Genomic DNA, 23,528 nt, shown 5'->3' on the forward strand with positions numbered 1-23,528 from the left:
GGTTTAAGCCTGTTCCAACGAGGTTTCAACACGGGTGGCGGTGGCTGGGACTTTCCCGGCCGCTACCAGACGCTTGTGCTGCTCGGCTTCGATGCGTTCGATTGTCTCGACCGGCACCATGTAGCCTTGGTCATCACGTGCAGCGTGGATCACGAAGTAGACCACGGTGCCAACCAGGCCAACGATGGCCAGCCACCAGATGTGCCAGATCATCGCGAAACCGAACACGGTCAACAGAGCGCCCATGACCACACCGGTCGCGGTGTTGTTTGGCATGTGGATCGGTTCGTACTTGGCCGGAGCCTGGTACGCGGTACCGTTTTCCTTGGCTTCGGTGAACGGGTCGATGGTTTCGGCTTTTGGCAGCACAGCGAAGTTGTAGAACGGTGGTGGCGACGAGGTCGACCATTCCAGCGTGTGGGCATTCCACGGGTCGCCGTGTTCGCACATGTTTTCTGGCTTGTTGCGATCACGCACACTCACGTAGAGCTGGATCAGCTGGCAAGCGATACCGACAGCGATCATCACCGCACCGAACATGGCGACGTACAGGTACGGCACCCACTCAGGGTTGGTGGTGGCGTTCAGACGACGGGTCATGCCCATGAAGCCCAGTGCATAGAGCGGCATGAATGCGACGAAGAAGCCCGAGATCCAGAACCAGAACGCTGCCTTGCCCCAACCTTCGTGCAGCTTGAAGCCGAACGCTTTAGGGAAGTAGAAGCCGAAGCCGGCGATGTAGCCGAATACCGCGCCGCCGATGATCACGTTGTGGAAGTGAGCGATCACGAACAGGCTGTTGTGCAGGACGAAGTCAGCACCCGGGATGGCCAGCAATACGCCGGTCATGCCGCCGATGGCGAAGGTCACCATGAAGCCCAGGGTCCACAGAACCTGGCTGGTGAAACGCAGACGGCCTTGGTAAATGGTGAACAGCCAGTTGAATAGCTTCACCCCCGTCGGGATCGAAATCAGCATCGTCGCCAGACCGAAGAAGGCGTTGACGCTCGCACCCGAACCCATGGTGAAGAAGTGGTGCAGCCAGACCATGAAGCCCAGGATCGAGATCGCACCCGATGCGTAGACCATCGAGTGGTGGCCGAACAGACGCTTGCCGGTGAAGGTCGAGATGACTTCGGAGAAGATCCCGAACGCCGGCAGAATCAGGATGTACACCTCGGGGTGACCCCAGGCCCAGAACAGGTTGACGTACATCATTGGATTGCCACCAAGTTCATTGGTGAAAATGTGGAAATCCATGTAACGGTCAAGCGTCAGCAGTGCCAGGGTAGCGGTCAGGATCGGGAACGAAGCCACGATCAGGACGTTGGCCCAGGTGCAGGTCCAGGTGAAGATCGGCATGTCCATCAGCTTCATGCCAGGGGTACGCATTTTCAGCACGGTGGCCAGGAAGTTGACCCCCGTCAGCGTCGTACCTAACCCGGATAGCTGTAGCGCCCAGATGTAGTAATCCATCCCCACGCCAGGGCTGTATTGCAGGCCCGACAGCGGCGGATAGGCAACCCAACCGGTCTTGGCGAATTCGCCGACGCCCAGGGACAGGTTGATCAGCACCACGCCGGACACCAGCAGCCAGAAGCTCAGGGAGTTCAGGAACGGATAGGCAACGTCACGCGCGCCGATCTGCAGTGGCACTGCAAGGTTCATCAGGCCGGTGAAGAATGGCATCGCCATGAAGATGATCATGATCACACCGTGAGCGGTGAAGATCTGGTCATAGTGTTCAGGCGGCAGGTAGCCAGGCGAACCCTCGGTGGCCATGGCCAGCTGGGTACGCATCATGATGGCGTCGGCAAAACCGCGCAGCAGCATGACCATGGCGACGATGATGTACATCACGCCGATTTTCTTGTGGTCAACCGAGGTCAGCCACTCGGTCCACAGGTAGGTCCACTTCTTGAAATAAGTGATTGCAGCGAACAGCGCCAGACCACCGAGCGCGATCATGGCGATGGTTATCATCACGATCGGTTCGTGGAACGGGACCGCTTCCCAACTTAATTTACCAAACATCGTTTACTCCTCTGCCCCGGCAGCTGAATGCGAGTTCATGTCCATTCCTTGCGTAGCGGCCACTTCTTTCTCTTTCTTCTCGTGCTTGACCTTCGGACCCGGTTTCATGCCTTCGTACTTGTCGACGATGATCTGGAACAGGTTCGGAGTGACCGAGGAGTAGAGCTCGACTGGGTTGTTCTGGCTCGGCTTGGAAAGGGCTGCGTATTCAGCTTCTTCAAGCTGTTTAGGTGCCTTTTTGACTTCACTTACCCAGGCGTCGAAATCTTCCTGGGAAGTTGCGATAGCCTTGAATTTCATGCCGGTGAAACCAGCGCCGCTGTAGTTGGCGGAGATACCGTCCATTTCAGCGTTCTGGTTGGCGATCAGGTGCAGTTTGGTCTGCATGCCGGCCATCGCGTAGATCTGGCCGCCCAGCGCCGGGATGAAGAACGAGTTCATCACGGAGTCCGAAGTCACCTTGAAGTTGATCGGCGTGTGCGCCGGGAACACGATCTTGTTGACGGTGGCGATGCCTTGCTCCGGATAGATGAACATCCACTTCCAGTCCAGCGCGACCACTTCAATGGTGATTGGCTTGACGTCGGACTCCAGCGGCTTGTAAGGATCCAGCGCGTGGGTCGACTTGTAGGTGACATAACCCAGGGCAATGATGATCAGCACTGGAATAGCCCACACCGCGACTTCGATCTTGGTGGAGTGCGACCACTTCGGCGTGTAGACGGCGTCCTGGTTGGACGCGCGATATTTCCAGGCGAACAGGAAGGTCATGACGATGACCGGTACCACGACCAGAAGCATCAGCAGCGTTGCGGTGATGATCAGGTTTCGCTCATCCAGGCCAACCTGGCCCTTGGGATCGAGCAAGGTCATGTTGCAGCCTGACAGCAACAACGTGCCGAGCAGCGGCAATAAGCCTAGTAGTCTGGGGTACCTGTTTTTACTCATCTCACGACCTCTAAAGCAGCTTGCGCAATGCAGTTGGGTTTTGATCGCCAACACTTCACCCTGCCAAGGGTTGGCATTTTTCTTGGATTGAATAAGGGCTGCCCGTCGCGCGTCAGACGCTGTTCGACAAATCCTGGGCTAGCGGTAAGTTCTTATTCGAATTCGTGGTCAAAGGCCTTGTTACAGACCAATTCCATTTGGTGCGGATAGTTGGAAGGCTCCGACACCTGGGAGTCGCATGAAGCGTTCAAGCCCCTCGACGCCCTGTTTTCCTGCTCAAGGTGAGCAGTGCCGGAATTCAGTGCGGGCGATTGTAGATATGTAACGATTCATAAACCATGTCTCATCCCGAAATAATTTTTATCCATTCCAGCAACAATCATTAACGGTTTTTGCAAAAGTGCGGCATCTTATCGAAATTCATTCTCAACAAAAACACCAAAATTTGTAGGTCTACAGCGCGCAGTTCAGACAGCTATCGGTGCTGACGCAGACACTTCGACGATGCCCTAGCCCCTATGAGACAAGGGCTCTGGCGATTCGCCAGGCCCTGTTAAAACTGCCTGCTCGCGCGCGATAGCCTATAAACAGGAAGGCGCCCGAGTAGACCAATTTCGTTGCCTTGCCATACACCGATCAGGCGTCTTGAAATGCCTTGCGACAGCCTCGCTGTGACAACATGTCGCACATGGGTCGCCCCCTTCGCTGCCGCACATCACGAACTTTTTACGCAGGCCCTGAAATGCAAAACGCCCCGGTCCTCTTGATGAGGACCGGGGCGTTTTCAGTCGACTGCCGCGCGAGTGGCGGATGACCTCAGCGCAGCGCTTTGCGGTTACGCGAAGTGAGCAGCGGCACCAGCACCACGATCAGCACGAACGCCACCAGCGCCCACTGCGCCAGCGACAAACCGAGGATCGGCGGGTACGGCGTGGAGCAGAAACCGTCGACCTGGAAGCCCAGCGGGAAGATCTTCGCCAGCGGCAGGCCATCGACAATCGGTTGCAGCACATCGATGCCGCAGCTGACCGCCGGGTAGAACTGGGTGTAGACGTGATGCCCGGCCACGGCGACGCCGGCCAGTGCACAAATCACCACCAGGGTTTCAAACACCGTGATGCTGCGCCGGGTGCGCATCGCCGCGCCAATGAAGGCAAACAGCGCAATCAGCAACAGCGCATAACGTTGCAGGATGCACAACGGGCACGGTGCCTCGCCCAGCACAATTTGCATGTACAGCGCGCCGCCGATCAGCGCCAGGCAGATGATGCCCAGCAACACCAGATAGCGCCGTTCACGTCCCAACCGCATCGTTTCCTCGCTCATCGCGTTTCCCTTGTAAAGATCGATTGCCCGGAAGTCTACACGCAGGCTCCAACCTTTGAGAGCCTGGTGCGTTCCGGTGGTGATCGGGGAATAGACGATAAAGCGGTTAAGAACGGATTAACCTTAAGAGATTTTTATAAATCGAGACCGAGGTGTGGCCATTCGCGAGCAAGCCCGCTCCCACACTTGACCGCGTCGTACGCAAATCCAATGTGGGAGCGGGCTTGCCCGCGAAGAAGGCGACTCGGTCCCCCGAGTCGCCGCATAGCTTATTCCAACGCCGAAGCCGGCCCGAAGAACTCGTAACGGCTCTGCTTCTCCGGCACACCCAAGGCCTTGAGGTGACGCTTGATCGCTGCCATAAACCCTTTCGGCCCCAGGAAGTAAGCATCCACATCACGCTGCTCAGGCAACCATTCGCCCAGCTGTTCCTGACTCAACAGCCCGACCTTGTCCGCCGCCGGGCTGACGCCGTCATCTTCGGCGTAGCAATAGAAGCGCTTGAGTTGCGGGTGACGCGCGGCCAAGCCATCGATCCAGTCGCGGAACGCGTGAACGCTGCCGTTGCGCGCGCAGTGGATAAAGTGCACCGGCCGCTCGGTCGCCAGCGCCGCTTCCAGCATCGCCAGCGTCGGCGTGATGCCGACGCCGCCGCTGATCAGCACCAGCGGTTTGTCGCTGGCGGTCAGGGTGAACTCGCCCGATGGCGGGAACAGCTGAATGCTCGAGCCGACATGCAGTTGATCGTGCAAGTGGTTAGAGGCGCGACCACCGGTTTCACGCTTGACGCTGATACGGTACTGGCCCTTGTTGGCCAAGGCCGACAGTGAGTAGTTACGACGGATCTCTTCGCCGTCGAGGATCAGTTTCATGCCGATGTACTGGCCTGGCTCAGCCGCCAGAATCGCGCCTTTGTCAGCAGGTTCGAAGTAGAACGAGGTGATTTCCGCGCTTTCCTCGACTTTGGCCGCGACGATGAATTCACGCGCCCCGCGCCAGCCGCCGGGTGCCTGCTCTTTTTGATCGTAGATGCTGGTTTCGGCGCCGATCAGGATCTCGGCCAATTGACCGTAGGCCGCGCCCCAGGCACTCATCACTTCCGGGGTGGCGATTTCATCGCCCAGCACTTCGGAGATTGCACGCAGCAGGCACGTGCCGACAATCGGGTAGTGTTCAGGCAGGATTTGCAGGGCCACGTGCTTGTTGATGATCTTGGCAACGAGGTCGCCCAACTGGTCGAGTTGGTCGATGTGGCGCGCGTACATCAATACGCCGTTGGCCAGGGCGCGAGGCTGATCACCGCTGGCCTGGTGGGCCTGGTTGAACAGCGGGCGGACTTCCGGGTATTCGGAGAGCATCATGCGGTAGAAGTGAGTGATCAGCGCTTCGCCACCGCTTTCCAGCAGCGGCACGGTGGATTTGACGATGGCACGGTCTTGAACGCTAAGCATAAAGTGACTCCTGGGCTACTTTGATTACTAACTGATTGCCCAATACGTATCACTTTCTATGCCAAGTATTTAAACCTTTAAAATCAACAACTTATAAACACAGTAGTCATATCGACACAGACTGACTTATAGTCATACGGACTACACGGAGTCACTATGACTGCAAAATCTCTGCTCACCGCCCTGCTGCCGCTGGTCTCCGACCTGTCCCGCGAACTGCCCGAAGGCGAGCGCTATCGACGCCTGCTCGAAGCCATGCGCGCCCTGCTCCCCTGCGATGCCGCCGCCCTGCTGCGCCTTGATGGCGAATGGCTGGTACCGCTGGCCGTCGACGGGTTGAGCACTGACACTTTGGGCCGGCGCTTCAAAGTCAGCGAACACCCGCGTTTCGAAGCGTTGCTCAGCAGCCCCGGCCCGACACGGTTCGCCGCTGACAGCGACTTGCCCGACCCTTACGACGGACTGGTCGAGGGTCTCGACGATCATCTGGAAGTCCACGACTGCATGGGCTGCCCGCTGTTTATCGACGAGCGCCCGTGGGGCTTGCTGACCCTCGACGCCCTCGACCCGGAACAATTCGAACCCATCGAACTGGATGCCCTGCAAGCCTTCGCCAGCCTCGCCGCGGCCACCGTCAACGCTGCCGAGCGCATCGAACGCCTGGCCAATCGCGCCGAAGACGAACACCAGCGCGCCGAGGTCTACCGTCAGGCCAGCGGCCAGCAGAACCGCGAAATGATCGGCCAGAGCAAGGCGCATAAACGCCTGGTGGAAGAGATCAGCCTGGTGGGCGGCAGCGACCTGACGGTGCTGATCACCGGCGAAACCGGGGTCGGCAAGGAATTGGTGGCGCAGGCGATTCACGCCGCCTCGCCTCGGGCGGATAAACCGATCATCAGCCTCAACTGCGCTGCCCTGCCGGACACGCTGGTGGAAAGCGAATTGTTCGGCCATGTGCGCGGCGCCTTCACCGGCGCCACGAGCGATCGGCGCGGCAAGTTCGAACTGGCCAATGGCGGCACGCTGTTTCTCGATGAAGTGGGCGAACTTTCGCTGACTGTGCAGGCGAAGCTGTTGCGGGTGCTGCAAAGCGGTCAGTTGCAGCGCCTGGGTTCGGATAAAGAGCATCAAGTGGATGTGCGCCTGATCGCGGCAACCAACCGCGACCTGGCCGAAGAAGTGCGCAGCGGTCGTTACCGTGCCGACTTTTATCATCGCCTGAGTGTGTACCCGCTGCTGGTGCCGGCCCTGCGGGATCGCGGGCGGGATGTATTGCTGCTCAGCGGTTATTTCCTGGAACAGAACCGCTCGCGGATGGGCCTTAACAGCCTGCGCCTGACCAGCGACGCGCAGGCGGCATTGCTGGCGTATGGCTGGCCGGGGAACGTGCGGGAGCTGGAGCATTTGATTGGTCGCAGCGCGTTGAAGGCGCTGGGTAACTGCAAGGAACGGCCGAAGATTCTGAGTTTGAGTGCGGCGGATCTGGATTTGCCCTCCGGCAGCGTTGAAATCGCCGCCACCGAGCAACCGGCGGCCAGCCCCGCTGTTTTGGTCGCGGGAGATTTGCGTGAGGCCACCGAAAATTATCAGCGACAATTGATCAGCGCTTGTCTGGAACGGCATCACGACAACTGGGCGAGCGCGGCGCGCGAGCTGGGCCTGGACCGGGCGAATCTCGGGCGGATGGCCAAGCGGTTGGGCATGAAGTGACGCGATTCCTGTAGCAGCTGCCGAAGGCTGCGTCCGGCTGCGAAGCAGTCGTAAACCCAGAATCCTCGGTATGTCAGATACAACGCGGTGAATGAATTGGCGAGGACTGCGTCCTTGAACGCAGCCTTCGGCAGCTGCTACAAGGACAGCGTTCGCCGACATGGCGACGGAATGCCCCTAAAGCCTACCGTTAACAAGTCGATAACCCGGCATCAATAGCTTTTGGCGACTTTTTACTCGCCGATCACCTTTTTCCACAGAAGGTTTTTATGTCCACCACCAAAGCCCGCGCAGACTCACTTTCGCTTCTGCTGTTTACCTTGCGCAGCGGCAAGCTGATGGCAATCAACCTGCTGAAAGTCAGCGAAATCATCCCCTGCCCGCCGCTGACCAAGCTGCCGGAGTCGCACCCCCACGTCAAAGGCATCGCCACCCTGCGCGGCGCCTCGCTGTCGGTGATCGACCTCAGCCGCGCCATCGGCGAGCGACCGCTGGAAGACCCGAACGGCGGCTGCCTGATCGTCACTGACGTCAGCCGCTCCAAGCAGGGCCTGCACGTTCAGGCCGTGAGCAAGATCGTCCATTGCCTGACCACCGACATCCGCCCGCCGCCCTTCGGCTCCGGCGGCGTGCGTTCGTACATCACCGGCGTGACCTCGGTCGACGGCACCCTGGTGCAGGTGCTGGACATCGAAAAAGTCATCCACGGCATCGCCCCGGCGCAGATCGAAACGGCGCCGACCGAACTCAGCATGGAAGACGCTGAAGTGCTGGGCAACGCGCGGATTCTGGTGGTCGACGACAGCCAGGTCGCGCTGCAGCAATCGGTGCACACCCTGCGCAACCTCGGCCTGCAATGCCACACCGCCCGCAGCGCCAAGGAAGCCATCGACTGCCTGCTGGACCTGCAAGGCACGGCGCAGCAGATCAACCTGATCGTCTCGGACATCGAAATGTCGGAGATGGACGGCTATGCCTTCACCCGCACCCTGCGCGAAACCCCGGATTTTTCGCACCTTTACGTGCTCCTGCACACGTCGCTGGACAGCGCGATGAACAGCGAAAAAGCGCGCCTGGCCGGGGCCAACGCGGTGCTGACCAAATTCTCCTCGCCGGAATTGACCCGATGCCTGATCGAGGCGGCCAAAGCCGTCGCCGAACAAGGTCACTGAGTCTTGGCCGAGCAATTCTGCTTCTTGATGCGGCGCAACCTCGCCGAGGTGGTGCCCGCGATCACTTGGCCGCAGGGAATAGTCCTCGTCGAATATCGCCCCGAACTGGCTGAGGCCGTGCATCGTTTGATGGAACTGGGGTTCCAGGAAGGTGGCGGTCGTGTGCCGGCACTGGATGCCTGGCAACAGCGGTTTGAAACCGATCCGGAATACGATCCGAGCCTGTGTTTCGTGGCCCTGGATGGTGAACGGATCGTCGGCGTTTGCCAGTGCTGGACCAGCGCTTACATCAAGAATCTGGTGGTGCATCCGCAGGCTCAAGGCCTCGGATTGGGTCGTGCGTTGCTGCTGCACGCATTCAAGGTGTTTCAGGATCGCCGGGAAGGGTTTGTGGATTTGAAGGTATTGGAAGACAACCTTCGGGCGCAGCGGCTGTATGAAAGTGCCGGGATGTATGTGGTCCGCCGGGAGCCGGTTCCCGTCTGATACACCGCCATCGCGGGCAAGCCTCGCTCCTACACGGATCGCGCATGACCTGTAGGAGCGAGGCTTGCCCGCGATGAGGCCGACACATTCAACCCAACACCATCAGGCATACTCCCCCCTCGGCCCACTCACTGCCCAAGGATGCCTGCCCCATGAAAGCCGCAACACTGACCTTCCTCTGCCTCAACGCCCTCGCCACCCAGGCCCACGCCTCCAGCCCCGACGCCTGGGCCGCCTACGACAAAGCCGTGCTCGCCAGTTGCACCAAAGCCAGCGGCCTGAAAAACGCCAAACCCGTCGGCACCGCCGCGCAGTTCGACGACCGTGTCGGCTACACCGCACTTCTGCTGCAAGGCCAATACCCGCAAAAACACATGAAAGGCCAGCAAGGTACCGAGCTGTGCCTCTACAACAAAAAGACCAAAACCGCCTACGTGACCGAATGGGACTCCATCCGCCCCGCCGCAAAAGCCCAGTGACTGGCGCATAACTTGCTTCGAAACGCACCTTCGCGGTGTCTTTCTGGCGCCGTTTCATGCCTTCGAAAGCGACCGGCCGTTCAATGAATACGAGATTTTCCTGCGTAGGCTGCGGCAAATGCTGCAACGACCACCACGTGCCCCTGACCCTGGCCGAAGCCCGCATGTGGGCGGCCGACGGCGGTCAGGTGATCGTGTTGGTGGAAGGTTTCCTGGGCAACGGCCTGGGCCTGCCCGTGCAGCAACGGGACCACGCCGAACGCCGTTCGGTGGTGGTCCGAAGCGGCACGTCCGAGGCGTACGTGGCGATCACCTTTGCCGCCTACAACGTCGGTCCCTGCCGGAATCTTGACGAAGACAACCTCTGCCGCATCTACGAACGCCGCCCGCTGGTGTGCCGCATCTACCCGATGGAAATCAATCCGCACATTCCACTGAACACTGCGATCAAGGAATGCCCGCCCGAGTCGTGGGAACAGGGGCCGGACTTGATCATCGGCGGTGAGCTGGTGGATCAGGAGCTGGCAGGATTGATCCAGCGCTCACGTCAGGCGGATCGCGATGACGTTCAGACCAAGGATGCGATTTGCGGGTTGCTGGGGATTCGGACTACAGCGTTGAAGGGGGATGGGTTCACGGCGTATCTACCGGATATGAATGCGTTTGCCAGGGTTATCGATCAGCTTGCCGGACAGCCGCTAGAGGGCTCTGGCAGTGATTGGCTGTTCCATGTGTCGGGGGAGGACATCGCCGGGCAAGTGCAGGCGGCTGGGGCGCAAGTGGCGACTGAAGCGCCGGTGAACTATGCGTTTATTTCGTTGCGGGCGGCTTGATTCAGAAGGTGTATTGCCTTTGATGACCCCTTCGCGAGCAAGCCCGCTCCCACATTGGGTCCGTGTCGTACACAGATCAAATGTGGGAGCGGGCTTGCTCGCGAAGACGGTAGATCAGGCACCGCAGAAATAGAAACTCAGCGCTTACCCATCGACCGACGAGTCCCGGGAGGCGCAGCCCCAGGCGTCTTGGTATGGCCATTCTTCGCGCCATTCTTGTACCAAGGCTGGCTGGCGTTCTTTGCGGCGGCCAGATCACCCGGTTTGAACGGGAACTTGAACGCCGGGATCGCGGCTTTGGATTCGCTGTCTGCGCTGGAGTCGACGCTGTCTGGCAGGTCTGCCTGGTCGTCGCTCAAAGCGTCGGCAACCGGCGGTTGTGTCGGGGAAGTCATGAAAGCTCCGGGGTGATGCAAAAAGTCGGGCCCGGTCAGCGAGCCGCGAAAGGCGGCAGTATACCTGTGTCCAGAGCCGCAAGCTTCACGCCGCAGGTGAGTCTGTCGGGTTTTGTTCGCGAGCAACCCCCGCACCTGTAGGAGCGAGGCTTGCCCGCGAAGAACGATAACGCGGTCAACCTGACCAATCGCTACCTACGCCGGAACCTCAACCCTGTCCAGCACCCGATTCACCGCCAACTCCGCCAGCATGATGACCTGCTGAATCGCCATCAGCGTATGCCGCTGCGGCCCCTCCAAACTCGTCGCAAAATCACTGCTCATCACACTCGCCGACGCCAAGGACTCACAGGCATGGGCCAGCAGACTTTCAGAATCAACATCAGGGGCGACCGTGAACATCGTGCTCGGACGACGCGGTTTAGCGGTGTATGGGTCGGGGGGATCGAGGTAGTAATCGAGCGCGCGTTTTATCGCTTCGCGGTCCTTGATGAGCGCTTCGGCCTGGGTGGGCTCGTCGCTGGAAGTGGTGGTGTCGATGGGTGGATCGGGGATTAACTTATCCATGCAAACTCCTACTGAAATGGGTGCCACCATTCGCCGGATCTCACGCGGCGAAAAGGTGGCAGCTATGTGCAGTGTGAGATCACCGGTAGTAGGCACCCGGCCAGACCGAAGTCTGCCCGCACACAGCCGCCATAACGCATTTACAGGCAGCGGATAAGCTGGCGCCAATTATGGTGACATTGGCGCTAGATGCATACTAGTTGCCGGGGATCTCACGCCCGGTCGCTGAATTTGCAGCGACAGCCAAAGGTTAGAGAGAGTGCTTCCTACCCGGCAACCTGAAAAATGCGTGGGAAAACGCTGTGTTTTTTACACATCGTTCAACACGAAAAATCGGTGGCAGCAGAATGAAGTTGGTCGGCTTTTAGGTCGCCAAGAGCAAGATCAAAAGATCGCAGCCTCGTTGCACTCGACAGCTCCTACAGGGTGGCGGTGTACACCCGAAGCTCCTCACCACTCAACAGGCCGAGCGTTAGCTCGCCTGCAGCTCTTGATCTTGATCCACCCGCCCCCTCGGGAGGCTGAGTGGAGGTGTTCATCCGGGGAGTGGCGCGCAGCGCCGTTCGACGCAGTCGAACACGCTGCATGTAGGTCGTCGCGAAGCAGACCGTAGGGCAGTGTCCCCGGATGGATACCGGAGCGAAGGAACGCCGAGCCTAAGCGAGGGGCCGGACGTTCGGGGCGAGCCTTTTTTTGCTTACTTTTTTTTGGCGTTTGAAAAAAAAGTGAGTCGCCGTAAGGGCGAAACCCTAAGTGGCCGTTACCGCAGAAATGGATATGTACCCGGTCAACCCCAACATGGTCGGCCCACAGGCCGCCAAGCCCAAACTGACAGCGCCGTCAGTTAGCAGTCACCTTCCTGACCGGCGAACAGGTTTATAAAGGAAGGTATAAACCTGACCCGACTCCCGACCACCCAGCCCGGCGCCCCACTCGCATGCGAATTCAGAAAAAAAACGCCTTGATCGCAGGTCTGCTGATTGCCCTGGCAGCGGGAGGCGCGTGGTACGCCACCAAACCCGCCACCGCCAAACTCGCCGCGCCCACGGCGATTCCGGTCCGGGTGGTCAGCGTCACCGAAAAAGACGTCCCCCGCTACGTCAGCGGCATCGGCTCGGTGCTGTCCCTGCACAGCGTGGTGGTTCGCCCGCAAATCGACGGTATCCTCACCAAAATCCTGGTCAAGGAAGGCCAACTGGTGAAACAAGGCGACCTGCTCGCCACCATCGACGACCGCTCGATCCGCGCCAGCCTCGACCAGGCCCGGGCCCAATTGGGCGAAAGCCAGGCGCAACTGCAAGTGGCACTGGTCAACCTCAAGCGCTACAAACTGCTGAGCGTCGACGACGGCGTATCGAAACAGACCTATGACCAGCAACAAGCCCTGGTCAACCAGCTCAAAGCCACCGCCCAAGGCAATCAAGCGTCAATCGACGCCGCCCAGGTGCAGCTGTCCTACACGCAGATTCGCTCCCCGGTCACCGGCCGCGTCGGTATTCGCACGGTGGACGAAGGCAATTTCCTGCGCATGACCGACACCCTGGGCCTGTTCACCGTGACCCAGATCGACCCGATCGCCGTCGAGTTCTCCCTGCCGCAGCAAATGCTGCCAACCCTGCAAGGCCTGATCGGCGACCCCGAGCGCGCACAAGTGAAGGCCTACATCGGTGCCGACACCGACGGCGAAACCGGCAACCTGCTGGGCGAAGGCCACCTGACGCTGATCGATAACCAGATCAACGCCAACACCGGGACCATCCGCGCCAAGGCCGAATTCAGCAATCCCGGGCAGAAACTCTGGCCGGGCCTGCTGGTGACGGTAAAAATTCAGACAGCGCTGGATAAAGATGCGCTGGTGGTCCCGCCTACCGTCGTACAGCGCGGCCTCGATCAACATTTCGTGTACCGGGTCAACGGCGACAAGGTCGAAACCGTCACCGTACAAATGGTCCACCAAGGCAGCGGCCAGGACATCATCAAAGGCGTCAAACCGGGTGACGTGCTGGTCAGCGACGGCCAGTCGCGGCTCAAACCCGGCTCGACCGTGCAGGTGCTGACCGAGCCGCCGCAAGTGGTGCAATCGGAGCCCAAGCCATGAAGGGCCACGGCTCTGTCTCGGCCTGGTGCATCGATCATCCGGTGGCGACAATCCTGCTGACCTTTGCCCTGGTGTTGCTCGGCGTCATCGCCTTCCCGCGTCTGCCGATCGCGCCGTTGCCGGAAGCCGAATTCCCGACCATCCAGGTCGCCGCGCAACTGCCCGGCGCCAGCCCCGAAACCATGGCGTCATCGGTGGCCACGCCGCTTGAAGTGCAATTCAGCGCCATCCCCGGCGTGACCCAGATGACCTCGAGCAGCGCCCTCGGCTCGACCAACCTGACCCTGCAATTCACCCTCGACAAAAGCATCGACACCGCCGCCCAGGAAGTTCAGGCCGCGATCAACACCGCCGCCGGCAAACTGCCGAAAGACATGCCGACCCTGCCGACGTGGCGCAAGGTCAACCCGGCCGACAGCCCGGTGCTGATCCTCAGCGTCAACTCGACCCAGATGCCCGGCACTGAACTCAGTGACTTGGTGGAAACCTTGCTCTCGCGTCAGATCAGTCAGATCGACGGCGTAGGCCAAATCAACATCACCGGTCAGCAACGTCCGGCGATCCGCGTTCAAGCCTCGGCGGACAAACTCGCCGCTATTGGCCTGACCCTGGCCGACATTCGCCTGGCCATCCAGAACACCAGCCTCAACCTCGCCAAAGGTGCGTTGTATGGCGAGTCGAGCATTTCGACGCTGTCGACCAACGACCAGTTGTTCCATCCCGAGGAATACAGCCAACTCATCGTTTCCTACAAGGACGGAGCCCCGGTTCACCTCAAGGATGTCGCCAAAGTCGTCAACGGTTCGGAAGATGCCTACGTGCAAGCCTGGGCCGGTGACAAACCGGGGGTCAACCTGGTGATTTCCCGGCAACCGGGCGCCAACATCGTTGAAACCGTGGATCGCATCCAGGCCGCCCTGCCCGGCCTCGAAGCCATGCTGCCGGCCTCGGTGCAGGTCAAAGTGCTGGTCGACCGCACCCAGACCATTCGTGCCTCGCTGCATGAAGTGGAAGTCACCCTGCTGATTGCGATCATGCTGGTGGTGGCGGTGATGGCGCTGTTCCTGCGCCAGTGGTCGGCGACCCTGATCGTGTCCGCCGTGCTGGGTGTGTCGCTGGTCGCCAGTTTCGCCCTGATGTACATCATGGGTTTCAGCCTGAACAACCTGACGCTGGTGGCAATCGTGGTGGCCGTGGGGTTTGTGGTCGACGATGCGATTGTGGTGGTGGAAAACATTCACCGTCACCTGGAGGCCGGCGACGGCATGCGCGAGGCGGCGATCAAAGGTGCCGGCGAGATTGGATTTACCGTGGTCTCCATCAGCTTCTCGCTGGTGGCGGCGTTTATTCCGTTGCTGTTCATGGGCGGCGTGGTCGGGCGGCTGTTCAAGGAATTCGCGCTGACTGCCACCTCGACCATCATGATTTCGGTAGTGGTGTCGCTGACGCTGGCGCCAACCCTGGCCGCGTTGTTCATGCGCGCCCCGGTGCATAACGCCCACAGCAAACCCACGTTCGGCGAACGCTTGCTCGCAGGCTATGAAAAACTGCTGCGCCGCGCTCTCGCCCATCAGAAATTGATGATCGGTGTGTTCTGCCTGTCGCTGGGCCTGGCGATTGCCGGTTACATCTTTATCCCCAAGGGGTTCTTCCCGGTGCAGGACACCGGTTTTGTCCTTGGCACCACCGAAGCCGCCGCCGATATTTCCTACGGCGACATGGTGAAAAAACACTTGGCGATGGCCGAAATCGTCGCCGCAGACCCCGCGGTCGCGGCGTTTTCCCACTCCGTCGGTGTCTCGGGCAGTAACCAGACCATCGCCAACGGCCGCTTCTGGATTTCCCTGAAAAAACGCGCCGACCGCGACGTCTCGGCCAGCCAGTTCATCGACCGCATTCGTCCGCAACTGATGAAAGTCCCGGGCATCGTGCTCTACTTGCGCGCCGGCCAGGACATCAACCTTAGCTCCGGGCCGAGCCGCGCCCAGTACCAATACGTGCTCAAGAGCAACGACGGCGCGACCCTCAGCACCTGGACCCAGCGCCTGACGGAAAAACTGCGCGCGAACCCGGCGTTCCGCGACATTTCCAACGACCTGCAGCTGGGCGGCAGCATCACCCACATCACCATCGACCGCAGCGCCGCCGCGCGTTTCGGCCTGACCGCCAGTGATGTCGATGAAGCGCTGTACGACGCGTTCGGCCAGCGACAGATCAACGAATTCCAGACCCAGATCAACCAGTACAACGTGATTCTGGAGCTGGACACCAAGCAGCGCGGCAAGGCCGAAAGCCTCAATTATTTCTACCTGCGCTCGCCGCTGAGCGGGGAAATGGTGCCGCTTTCGGCGCTGGCGAAATTCGACGCACCAACGGTCGGCCCACTGTCCATCGCTCATGACGGCATGTTCCCGGCTGCCAACTTGTCGTTCAACCTCGCCCCCGGCGTGGCGTTGGGCGATGCGGTGATCATGCTCAACCAGGCCAAGGCCGAGATCGGCATGCCGGCGGCCATGAGCGGCAACTTCCAGGGCGCGGCGCAAGCGTTCCAGAGTTCGCTGGCCAGCCAGCCGTGGCTGATCCTGGCGGCTCTGGTGGCGGTGTACATCATTCTGGGCGTGCTCTACGAGAGCTTCGTGCATCCGCTGACCATCATCTCGACCCTGCCATCGGCGGGCCTCGGGGCGGTGATCATGCTGTGGATTTGCGGCCAGGACTTTTCGATCATGGCGTTGATCGGGCTGGTGCTGCTGATCGGGATCGTGAAGAAGAACGGCATCCTGATGATCGACTTTGCGCTGGAAGCCCAACGCAAGGGCGGCTTGCCGCCGGAAGAGGCGATCTATCAGGCCTGTATCACGCGGTTCCGGCCAATCATCATGACCACCCTCGCCGCCCTGCTCGGCGCGCTGCCACTGATGCTCGGCTACGGCACCGGCGCCGAACTGCGCCAGCCATTGGGCATCGCGGTGGTCGGCGGCTTGCTGGTGAGCCAGGCGCTGACGCTGTTCACCACTCCGGTCATATACTTGTGGCTGGAGCGGCTATTCCATAAGCCCAAACCCGCACCGATGCCGGCGCTGGCAACCACAGACTGAGGCGGGGTCATGCGCGTTCTGATTATCGAAGACGAAGAAAAAACCGCGGATTATCTGCACCGCGGCCTGACGGAACAGGGTTACACCGTGGACCTGGCGCGCGACGGCGTCGAAGGCCTGCACATGGCGCTGGAAAGCGACTATGCGGTGATCGTCCTCGACGTCATGCTGCCGGGCCTCGACGGCTTCGGCGTCCTGCGCGCGTTGCGTGCGCGCAAGCAAACCCCGGTGATCATGCTCACCGCCCGCGAGCGTGTGGAAGATCGCATCAAAGGCCTGCGCGACGGTGCCGACGATTACCTCGGCAAGCCGTTTTCCTTCCTGGAACTGGTGGCGCGCCTGCAAGCGCTGACCCGGCGCAGCGGCGGTCATGAACCGGTGCAAGTGAGCATCGCCGACCTGTGGATAGATTTGATCAGCCGTAAAGCCACCCGCGCCGGTACGCGTCTGGACCTGACCGCCAAGGAGTTCTCTCTGCTGAGCGTGCTGGCCCGTCGGCAGGGTGAAATTCTCTCGAAAACGGCGATTGCCGAGATGGTCTGGGACATCAATTTCGACAGTGACGCCAACGTCGTCGAAGTCGCGATCAAACGCCTGCGGGCCAAGCTCGACGGGCCGTTCGACGAAAAACTGCTGCACACGATCCGGGGCATGGGTTATGTGCTGGAGAGCCGCGGTGTCCAGTAATTCGATTGCCCTGCGCCTCAGCGGGATGTTCACGCTGGTGGCGCTTTTGGTGTTCCTGTTGATCGGCTGGGCCTTGTATCAACAGGTCGATAAAGGCTTGGGGCTGTTGCCCGAGGCTGAGCTGGACGCGCGCTACAGCGTGCTCGAATCCACGGTCGGGCGTTACGGCACGCCCGAGCATTGGGTGAAGATCAACAACAAGCTCAAGCTGCTCGGTGAAGAAGACAAGCGCATCAGTTTCTGGATCATCAGCGGCGATCCGCACTACGAATACGGCAACCTGACACCGCAGATACGCGCCTTTGCCGAAGGGCCGCTGGGGATGCGCGACATGACGTTGCCGGATCAGCCTTATCCGCTGAAAGTGCTGGTGAGCCAGTTCCCGGCCAAGGATCAACGACCGCCGCTGCGCTTCATGATCGGCATCGACACCGAGACGTTTCTGCAGACCCAGCATCATTTGCTGATCGCGCTGATCAGCCTGGCGATTGTCGGCGTGTTGCTGGCGTCGGCGCTGGGGTATTGGGTGGCGCGCATTGGTCTCAAACCATTGATCAAGTTGTCGCAGGAAGCCCAGCGCCTGGCGCCGCCGTTGCGTTCCGGGCGCTTGCGCCTGTCACCGTTGCCGCCGGAGCTAAATCAGTTCGTCAATTCCTTCAACTCGACCTTGGAGCGCGTCGAGCAGGCCTATTCACGCCTTGAGTCGTTCAACGCCGACGTCGCCCACGAATTGCGCTCGCCGCTGACCAATCTGATCGGCCAGACCCAGGTTGCGCTGACGCGTGGGCGCTCGGCGGAACACTACTTCGAAGTGCTGCAATCGAACCTTGAAGAGCTGGAACGGCTGCGTTCAATCATCAATGACATGTTGTTTCTGGCCAGCGCGGATCAGGGCAGCAAGGCAACCACACTGACCTCCACCTCACTGGCCGATGAAGTGGCGACAACGCTGGAGTATCTGGATTTCATCCTCGAAGACGCGCAGGTTCAGGTGCAGGTCAGTGGGGATGCGCAGGTGCGAATCGAGATTGCGCATCTGCGTCGGGCGTTGATCAATCTGCTGAGCAACGCGGTGCAGCACACCGGGCCTGGGCAAGTGATCGAGGTGCGGATCGAGGTTGAAGAGCATCAGGTGAGCATCGGGGTGGCGAACCCTGGATCGCCGATTGCCAGCGAGCATCTGCCTCGGTTGTTCGAGCGTTTCTATCGGGTGGATGCCTCGCGCAGCAACAGCGGCAACAACCACGGGCTGGGGTTGGCGATCGTCAAGGCGATTGCGTTGATGCATGGCGGGGATGTGTTTGTGCGCAGTGATCACGGCATGAACACCTTCGGCATCCACCTCCCGGTCTAAACCCTATGCACGCGGCCCCTGTAGCAGCTGCCGAGCAGCGCAAGGCTGCGTTCGGCGACGGAGTCGTCGTGAAATCAGGCGATGCGGTCTGTCAGATAGACCGCGTATTCAGGGTTTACGACGACTTCGTCGCCGAACGCAGCCTCGCGCTGCTCGGCAGCTGCTACACGTACTGCATCGTCCTGGCTATTGTTGCTTTTAACGCAACAGTCCTTTCATGAATCCGCTCTTTTTCCCCTCTCCGATCCCCCTTATCGTTGCCGCACCAAACAGCACTTGCCAAGCAAGAAGGTTTTAAAGATGTCCAACACTATGGGTATTGCCAGCGCTTTCGTTTTGTCCTCTTTGTTCCTGTCTCCGTTCGCCATGGCTGAAGAATCGCCAGCCTTCGTCGCGCAAAATGCCGCACGCGCCGCTGCGTATGAAGAGCATCAGAGCGAAATGACGGCCAAGGCTCAGGACGCTGCGCAAACCCCTCAAGCGTCCACGTCTGCCACCCGACCACAGGTTGAGAAAGATAGCTGACTCTGCGCATTCGCTTAGTTTCCCTCGACACTTTTCATTGGCTCTTCCCTTTGAAAAGTTGTCTTCAAAGCCGCTGCTATCAGCGGCTTTTTTTCGTTGTGGTTTAAACGCCGTTCGGTTCGTCTTCCCTAACAAGAAACATTTTGCACCTCAAGCATATGAAGTGCTTAGTTGACCCAAGGAGCTTTACCGCAAGTGCGTTTCCCTCTCCGCTTCACCCCGCTGTTCATTGCAATCGCTGCAACGATGACCCCCGCCGCCCACGCCGCCGACGAATCCAGCCACGAAGGTTTTGTGGAGGGTTCGAGCCTCAACCTCAATGCCCGCAACTACTACATGAACCGTAACCGCCTGCAGCAGGCGGACGACAACATCGAATGGGGCCAGGGTTTCCTCGGCATCTTTGAGTCGGGTTTCACCCAGGGCACCGTCGGCTTCGGCGTTGATGCCCACGCCATGCTCGGGCTCAAGCTCGACGGCGGTGGCGGCACGGATGGCTCAAGCATCCTGCCGATCAGCGATGGCAACGGCAAAGCGCCGGGGTCATTCTCGACGGCGGGCGGCACGCTGAAAATGCGCGCCTTTGATACCGAGTTGAAGGCCGGCGACCTGTTCCTCGCCAACCCGGTGATTGCCGGGGGCGAGACCCGCATGCTGCCGCAGACCTTTCGCGGCGTGAGCCTGACCAACCACAGCTTCGACGGTTTCCTGATCGAAGGGGGCCAGGCGAGCTTCACCAAACCGTACAACCAGAGCGGTCACACCCGCATCGGCACCTCCTACGGCAGCCTGGCTGACGGTGACGACAGTCAGCACCTGAACTGGGCCGGCGTGGCCTGGAGCGGTCTGCCGGGGTTGACCAGCAGCCTTTATGCGTCCGAACTCAAGGACATCTGGAACCAGTACTACTACGACCTGGATTACACCTACGCGCTGAATGACCTGGTCAGCCTCAACCCGGGCCTGCACTTCTATCACACGCAAGACACCGGCGATGCGCTGCTGGGCCACATCGACAACAACACCTACAGCCTGCATTTCACCGTCGGCGTGGGCTTTCACAGCGTTACGGCGGCGTATCAGCGGGTCAACGGCAACACGCCGTTCGACTACATCAGCCAGGGCGACAGCGTCTTCCTCGACAACTCCCAGCAGTATTCGGACTTCAACGGCCCGAACGAGCGCTCGTGGAAACTCAAGTACGCCTATGACTTCGCTGGCCTCGGGCTGCCCGGCCTGACCTCGGCGCTGTCGTACTCCCGGGGTGAACTGGACCTGACCCAAGTCGATCCGGACAGCCGCGGCTATGCCTCGTGGTACAGCGCCGACGGCAAACATGCCAAGCACTGGGAGCGCGACATTGATCTGAAGTACGTGGTCCAGGCTGGCGAGGCCAAGGACCTGGCGGTGCGCCTGCAATGGGCCACCAACCGTGGCGGCAATGGCTACGGCGCGCTGGATCAAGACACCGATGAATACCGGGTGATCGTCGACTACCCGCTCAATGTCTTCTAAGCTTCTCTAAGAAAAAGGCCAGCATGTTTTGCTGGCCTTTTTTTTATCCGGCATTTATACAAGCGCTCTGGACGCAACCGGTTTCTGGGACTCTGCCCGATTCTTGTAAGAAAACTTTCATAACGCCTTATTTGCAGAAGTCAGAACCATGAGTGTGAGCAGTGTGAAATCTCAAGATCCGATTGGCTCGACACGATCGGAGCGACTTCTGATTCTCGGCAGTGTGCTGTTGGTGATTGCGATACTCAGCATCGTCACCTTCCTGCTGATCCGTGAACGCGCCAACGCTGAACTGTCCGCCGCTCGCGCCGCCAACAACATCGTGCAATTGATCGACGCCGACGTGCTGCGCAATGTCGAACTCTATGATATTTCCCTGCTGGGTTTGATCGCCGCCTCCCAGCGAGAAGACCTTAAGAGCGTTTCTCCAGCCATTCGCCATATGGCCTATTTCGACCGCGCCACTGCCGCGCCGTACAAGGGCAACATTTTGTTGCTCGACAATAAGGGCGACGTGATCGCCGACTCGGCGTCGGTGGAGCCGAGGCAAGGCAACTACGCCGATCGCGAATACTTCAAGTCTCACGTGAACAACCCGGACCCGGGCATGTTCATCAGCCCCCCCTTCAGGGCCAGGTCGCCCGAGCAGGATTGGCGTATCAGTTTCAGTCGACGGCTGAGCGGCGCCCAGGGTGAGTTTCTGGGCGTGGCCGAAGCCGCCATGCGCTTGAGTTACTTCGATCAGTTGTTCAACAGTTTGAGCATCGGCCGCGACAGCACGGTCAATCTGATCAGCAAGAACGGGATTCTCCTGGCCCAGCAACCCCGTCTGGCCGAAGAGCTTATCGGCAAGGATTTCAGTAACCGCCCCAATTTCCAGCGCATCGTCAAAGAAGGCAACGGCAGCTTCACCAGTATGTCCGATCGATACCGTGACAAGCGCCTGTACACCTTTTCCAAGGTCGGGAATTTGCCGTTGATCGTCATCGTTGCGCTGTCCAGTGATGAAGTCTTTGCCGCCTGGAAGCGCACGGCGGTGGTGGTCAGCTCTGCAACCGTTGCCTTGTGCGTGAGCCTGCTGTGGCTGACGTGGTTGCTCCGCCGGGAACTGCGCCGGCGTCACCACGCCGAACATGAGTTGGCGCAACTGGCCGCCACCGATGCGTTGACGGGGCTGGCCAACCGCCGAACCCTGGATCAGGCCCTGCGTCATGAATGGTTTCGCGCCCAACGTTCCGGCATGCCGTTGTCGGTGTTGATGATCGACGCCGACCATTTCAAGGCGTTCAACGACCGCCACGGCCATCAGGCCGGCGACGAAGCGCTGCGCGCGTTGGCCAATGTCATCAGCGCCCACGTCCGACGACCGGCGGACCTGGCGGCCCGTTACGGCGGCGAGGAGTTTTCGGTGATCCTGGCGGAAACCGAACGCGCGGGTGCGCGGCAGATTGCCGAAAACATCCGCAAGGCGGTTGAGCAGTTGCCATGGGTTGAGGGTGCCGATTCGCCGATGACTGTCAGTATCGGGATCAGTACCTGGACGACAGCGAAAGATATCAGCCTGGAGAGTTTGCTGTTTGCGGCGGACAAGGCGTTGTATCAGGCGAAGGAAGGTGGGCGGAATCGGGTGGTCGCCACGGCTTGAAATCTGCGGTGTCGCCACTGGCCTCTTCGCGGGCAAGCCTCGCTCCTACAGGGGCACTCGGTCTACCGTAGGAGCGAGGCTTGCCCGCGATGGGGCCGGAACAAACACCACACCTCTTTCCCGCAGGCATAAAAAAAGGCCACCCGAAGGCAGCCTTTAAAAACTAGAGAGGTTTTTTTACTTACACGGCCGCAACGGGACGCATGTAAGAGATCGGTGCAGTGCTGGCGTCTTCGAAAGTCACGACTTCCCAAGCATCTGTCTGCTCAATCAACTTGCGCAGCAGCTGGTTGTTCAATGCATGTCCGGACTTGAAGCCCTTGAACTCACCAATCAGGCTATTGCCCAGCAGGTAGAGGTCACCAATTGCATCGAGGATCTTGTGCTTCACGAATTCGTCTTCATAGCGAAGGCCGTCTTCGTTCAGTACACCATCCGCGTCGACCACAATAGCGTTTTCAACGCTGCCGCCGAGTGCGAGGTTGTGCTTGCGCAGGTACTCGATGTCACTCATGAAACCAAAGGTACGGGCGCGGCTGACTTCTTTTACGAACGAAGTACTGGAAAAATCCACGCTTGCACTTTGTGTGCGGTCACGGAAAACCGGGTGATCGAAATCGATCTCGAAGCTCACTTTGAAACCTTCGAAAGGGACGAAAGTGGCGCGCTTGTCGCCGTCTTCCACTGTCACTTCCCGCAGGATCCGGATGAACTTCTTGGCGGCGTCCTGTTCTTCCAGGCCAGCCGACTGAATCAGAAATACGAAGGGTCCAGCGCTACCATCCATGATCGGGACTTCAGACGCGGAGAGCTCGACGTAGGCGTTATCGATGCCCAGGCCAGCCATGGCCGAGAGCAAGTGCTCCACCGTATCCACTTTGGTGTCACCACTGACCAATGTGGTCGACATCGTGGTTTCACCAACGTTTTCCGCGCGGGCAGGAATCTGCACGACCGGATCGAGGTCGGCACGAACAAACACAATGCCGGTGTCGATAGGTGCAGGCTTGAGGGTCAGGTAAACCTTCTCCCCGGAGTGCAGGCCTACACCTGTAGCACGGATAATATTTTTCAGTGTGCGTTGTTTAATCATGGCTTGGGCCGCTTCAGCGCAAATTGCGAACTGGTATCAACAAAGGCTGGCGATAATAGCAGACCAGACCTTTGCTGAACACCAATCACCTTCATAGCCCTGATACATTCCA

At 59.7% G+C, this 23,528-nt stretch carries 20 protein-coding genes; 13 read left to right on the forward strand and 7 right to left on the reverse strand.

Translation table 11 applies throughout. The features are described from left to right. Positions 1-3: 3 nt before the first annotated feature. The 4 genes from cyoB to hmpA form a co-directional block, all read right to left on the reverse strand. Positions 4-2,034, reverse strand: coding sequence for a cytochrome o ubiquinol oxidase subunit I (cyoB, locus tag ACA049_RS25235; protein WP_497330727.1), 2,031 nt, complete (start codon positions 2,032-2,034; stop codon positions 4-6). Positions 2,035-2,037: 3 nt separating this feature from the next. Continuing rightward, entirely contained in the window at positions 2,038-2,982 is a 945-nt protein-coding gene (gene cyoA, locus ACA049_RS25240; protein ID WP_497330729.1) for a ubiquinol oxidase subunit II, read from the reverse strand. Between the two features lie 816 nt (positions 2,983-3,798). Then, positions 3,799-4,308 carry a disulfide bond formation protein B gene (locus tag ACA049_RS25245; RefSeq protein ID WP_219094452.1) on the reverse strand — a complete coding sequence of 170 codons (510 nt, stop codon included), beginning with the start codon at positions 4,306-4,308 and terminating at the stop codon, positions 3,799-3,801. 269 nt (positions 4,309-4,577) lie between these two features. Then, entirely contained in the window at positions 4,578-5,759 is a 1,182-nt protein-coding gene (gene hmpA, locus ACA049_RS25250) for an NO-inducible flavohemoprotein (protein WP_497330731.1), read from the reverse strand. Between the two features lie 156 nt (positions 5,760-5,915). Between hmpA and norR the strand changes: the two genes are divergently transcribed. From norR to ACA049_RS25275, 5 genes are all read left to right on the forward strand, one after another. Further along, entirely contained in the window at positions 5,916-7,469 is a 1,554-nt protein-coding gene (norR, locus tag ACA049_RS25255; RefSeq protein WP_497330733.1) for a nitric oxide reductase transcriptional regulator NorR, read from the forward strand. A 269-nt stretch (positions 7,470-7,738) separates the two neighbouring features. Then, positions 7,739-8,641, forward strand: a complete 903-nt coding sequence (locus ACA049_RS25260; protein ID WP_461955629.1) for a chemotaxis protein CheV — start codon at positions 7,739-7,741, stop codon at positions 8,639-8,641. 27 nt (positions 8,642-8,668) lie between these two features. Beyond that, positions 8,669-9,127, forward strand: a complete 459-nt coding sequence (locus ACA049_RS25265) for a GNAT family N-acetyltransferase (RefSeq protein WP_497336972.1) — start codon at positions 8,669-8,671, stop codon at positions 9,125-9,127. Between the two features lie 152 nt (positions 9,128-9,279). After that, positions 9,280-9,606: a hypothetical protein gene (locus ACA049_RS25270; protein ID WP_497330735.1), complete on the forward strand. Its 327-nt coding sequence runs from the start codon at positions 9,280-9,282 to the stop codon at positions 9,604-9,606. Between the two features lie 83 nt (positions 9,607-9,689). Next, the gene (locus ACA049_RS25275) at positions 9,690-10,439 is read left to right on the forward strand and encodes a YkgJ family cysteine cluster protein (RefSeq protein ID WP_497330737.1); all 750 of its coding nucleotides are present in this window, start codon (positions 9,690-9,692) and stop codon (positions 10,437-10,439) included. A gap of 137 nt (positions 10,440-10,576) precedes the next feature. Here the strand turns inward: ACA049_RS25275 and ACA049_RS25280 are convergent, their stop codons facing one another. Beyond that, positions 10,577-10,834: a hypothetical protein gene (locus tag ACA049_RS25280; RefSeq protein ID WP_109634687.1), complete on the reverse strand. Its 258-nt coding sequence runs from the start codon at positions 10,832-10,834 to the stop codon at positions 10,577-10,579. 195 nt (positions 10,835-11,029) lie between these two features. After that, positions 11,030-11,401: a DUF6124 family protein gene (locus ACA049_RS25285; RefSeq protein WP_497330739.1), complete on the reverse strand. Its 372-nt coding sequence runs from the start codon at positions 11,399-11,401 to the stop codon at positions 11,030-11,032. 937 nt (positions 11,402-12,338) lie between these two features. On the opposite strand from ACA049_RS25285, the gene ACA049_RS25290 reads away from it, so the two are divergent. From ACA049_RS25290 to ACA049_RS25325, 8 genes are all read left to right on the forward strand, one after another. Next, positions 12,339-13,499 (forward strand): efflux RND transporter periplasmic adaptor subunit, encoded by a 1,161-nt coding sequence (locus ACA049_RS25290; protein WP_497330741.1) that lies wholly within the window; start codon positions 12,339-12,341, stop codon positions 13,497-13,499. Further along, positions 13,496-16,597: a multidrug efflux RND transporter permease subunit gene (locus ACA049_RS25295; RefSeq protein WP_497330743.1), complete on the forward strand. Its 3,102-nt coding sequence runs from the start codon at positions 13,496-13,498 to the stop codon at positions 16,595-16,597. The genes ACA049_RS25290 and ACA049_RS25295 overlap by 4 nt, the downstream gene beginning before the upstream one ends. Before the next feature lie 9 nt (positions 16,598-16,606). Further along, positions 16,607-17,284 (forward strand): heavy metal response regulator transcription factor, encoded by a 678-nt coding sequence (locus tag ACA049_RS25300; RefSeq protein WP_077044915.1) that lies wholly within the window; start codon positions 16,607-16,609, stop codon positions 17,282-17,284. Continuing rightward, positions 17,274-18,638: a heavy metal sensor histidine kinase gene (locus ACA049_RS25305; RefSeq protein ID WP_497330745.1), complete on the forward strand. Its 1,365-nt coding sequence runs from the start codon at positions 17,274-17,276 to the stop codon at positions 18,636-18,638. The genes ACA049_RS25300 and ACA049_RS25305 overlap by 11 nt, the downstream gene beginning before the upstream one ends. A gap of 5 nt (positions 18,639-18,643) precedes the next feature. Then, complete coding sequence (locus ACA049_RS25310) at positions 18,644-18,859, forward strand: hypothetical protein (RefSeq protein WP_497330747.1); 216 nt, start codon at positions 18,644-18,646, stop codon at positions 18,857-18,859. Between the two features lie 79 nt (positions 18,860-18,938). Continuing rightward, positions 18,939-19,163, forward strand: a complete 225-nt coding sequence (locus tag ACA049_RS25315) for a hypothetical protein (protein WP_497330749.1) — start codon at positions 18,939-18,941, stop codon at positions 19,161-19,163. 195 nt (positions 19,164-19,358) lie between these two features. Next, positions 19,359-20,678 carry an OprD family porin gene (locus ACA049_RS25320; protein WP_497330751.1) on the forward strand — a complete coding sequence of 440 codons (1,320 nt, stop codon included), beginning with the start codon at positions 19,359-19,361 and terminating at the stop codon, positions 20,676-20,678. A gap of 148 nt (positions 20,679-20,826) precedes the next feature. After that, entirely contained in the window at positions 20,827-22,323 is a 1,497-nt protein-coding gene (locus ACA049_RS25325) for a sensor domain-containing diguanylate cyclase (RefSeq protein ID WP_497330753.1), read from the forward strand. 181 nt (positions 22,324-22,504) lie between these two features. Here ACA049_RS25325 and lpxC read toward each other — a convergent pair whose 3' ends face one another. After that, positions 22,505-23,416 (reverse strand): UDP-3-O-acyl-N-acetylglucosamine deacetylase, encoded by a 912-nt coding sequence (gene lpxC, locus ACA049_RS25330; RefSeq protein WP_095130494.1) that lies wholly within the window; start codon positions 23,414-23,416, stop codon positions 22,505-22,507. Between the last annotated feature and the right edge of the window lie 112 nt (positions 23,417-23,528).

The organism is Pseudomonas sp. LBUM1662, from assembly GCF_059695915.1.

Bases quoted from the DNA above. Each gene is read 5' to 3' on its own strand.
- cyoB (WP_497330727.1), bottom strand. From the start codon at position 2,034: ATGTTTGGTAAATTAAGTTGGGAAGCGGTCCCGTTCCACGAACCGATC.
- cyoA (WP_497330729.1), bottom strand. From the start codon at position 2,982: ATGAGTAAAAACAGGTACCCCAGACTACTAGGCTTATTGCCGCTGCTC.
- ACA049_RS25245 (WP_219094452.1), bottom strand. From the start codon at position 4,308: ATGAGCGAGGAAACGATGCGGTTGGGACGTGAACGGCGCTATCTGGTG.
- hmpA (WP_497330731.1), bottom strand. From the start codon at position 5,759: ATGCTTAGCGTTCAAGACCGTGCCATCGTCAAATCCACCGTGCCGCTG.
- norR (WP_497330733.1), top strand. From the start codon at position 5,916: ATGACTGCAAAATCTCTGCTCACCGCCCTGCTGCCGCTGGTCTCCGAC.
- ACA049_RS25260 (WP_461955629.1), top strand. From the start codon at position 7,739: ATGTCCACCACCAAAGCCCGCGCAGACTCACTTTCGCTTCTGCTGTTT.
- ACA049_RS25265 (WP_497336972.1), top strand. From the start codon at position 8,669: ATGCGGCGCAACCTCGCCGAGGTGGTGCCCGCGATCACTTGGCCGCAG.
- ACA049_RS25270 (WP_497330735.1), top strand. From the start codon at position 9,280: ATGAAAGCCGCAACACTGACCTTCCTCTGCCTCAACGCCCTCGCCACC.
- ACA049_RS25275 (WP_497330737.1), top strand. From the start codon at position 9,690: ATGAATACGAGATTTTCCTGCGTAGGCTGCGGCAAATGCTGCAACGAC.
- ACA049_RS25280 (WP_109634687.1), bottom strand. From the start codon at position 10,834: ATGACTTCCCCGACACAACCGCCGGTTGCCGACGCTTTGAGCGACGAC.
- ACA049_RS25285 (WP_497330739.1), bottom strand. From the start codon at position 11,401: ATGGATAAGTTAATCCCCGATCCACCCATCGACACCACCACTTCCAGC.
- ACA049_RS25290 (WP_497330741.1), top strand. From the start codon at position 12,339: ATGCGAATTCAGAAAAAAAACGCCTTGATCGCAGGTCTGCTGATTGCC.
- ACA049_RS25295 (WP_497330743.1), top strand. From the start codon at position 13,496: ATGAAGGGCCACGGCTCTGTCTCGGCCTGGTGCATCGATCATCCGGTG.
- ACA049_RS25300 (WP_077044915.1), top strand. From the start codon at position 16,607: ATGCGCGTTCTGATTATCGAAGACGAAGAAAAAACCGCGGATTATCTG.
- ACA049_RS25310 (WP_497330747.1), top strand. From the start codon at position 18,644: ATGCACGCGGCCCCTGTAGCAGCTGCCGAGCAGCGCAAGGCTGCGTTC.
- ACA049_RS25315 (WP_497330749.1), top strand. From the start codon at position 18,939: ATGTCCAACACTATGGGTATTGCCAGCGCTTTCGTTTTGTCCTCTTTG.
- ACA049_RS25325 (WP_497330753.1), top strand. From the start codon at position 20,827: ATGAGTGTGAGCAGTGTGAAATCTCAAGATCCGATTGGCTCGACACGA.
- lpxC (WP_095130494.1), bottom strand. From the start codon at position 23,416: ATGATTAAACAACGCACACTGAAAAATATTATCCGTGCTACAGGTGTA.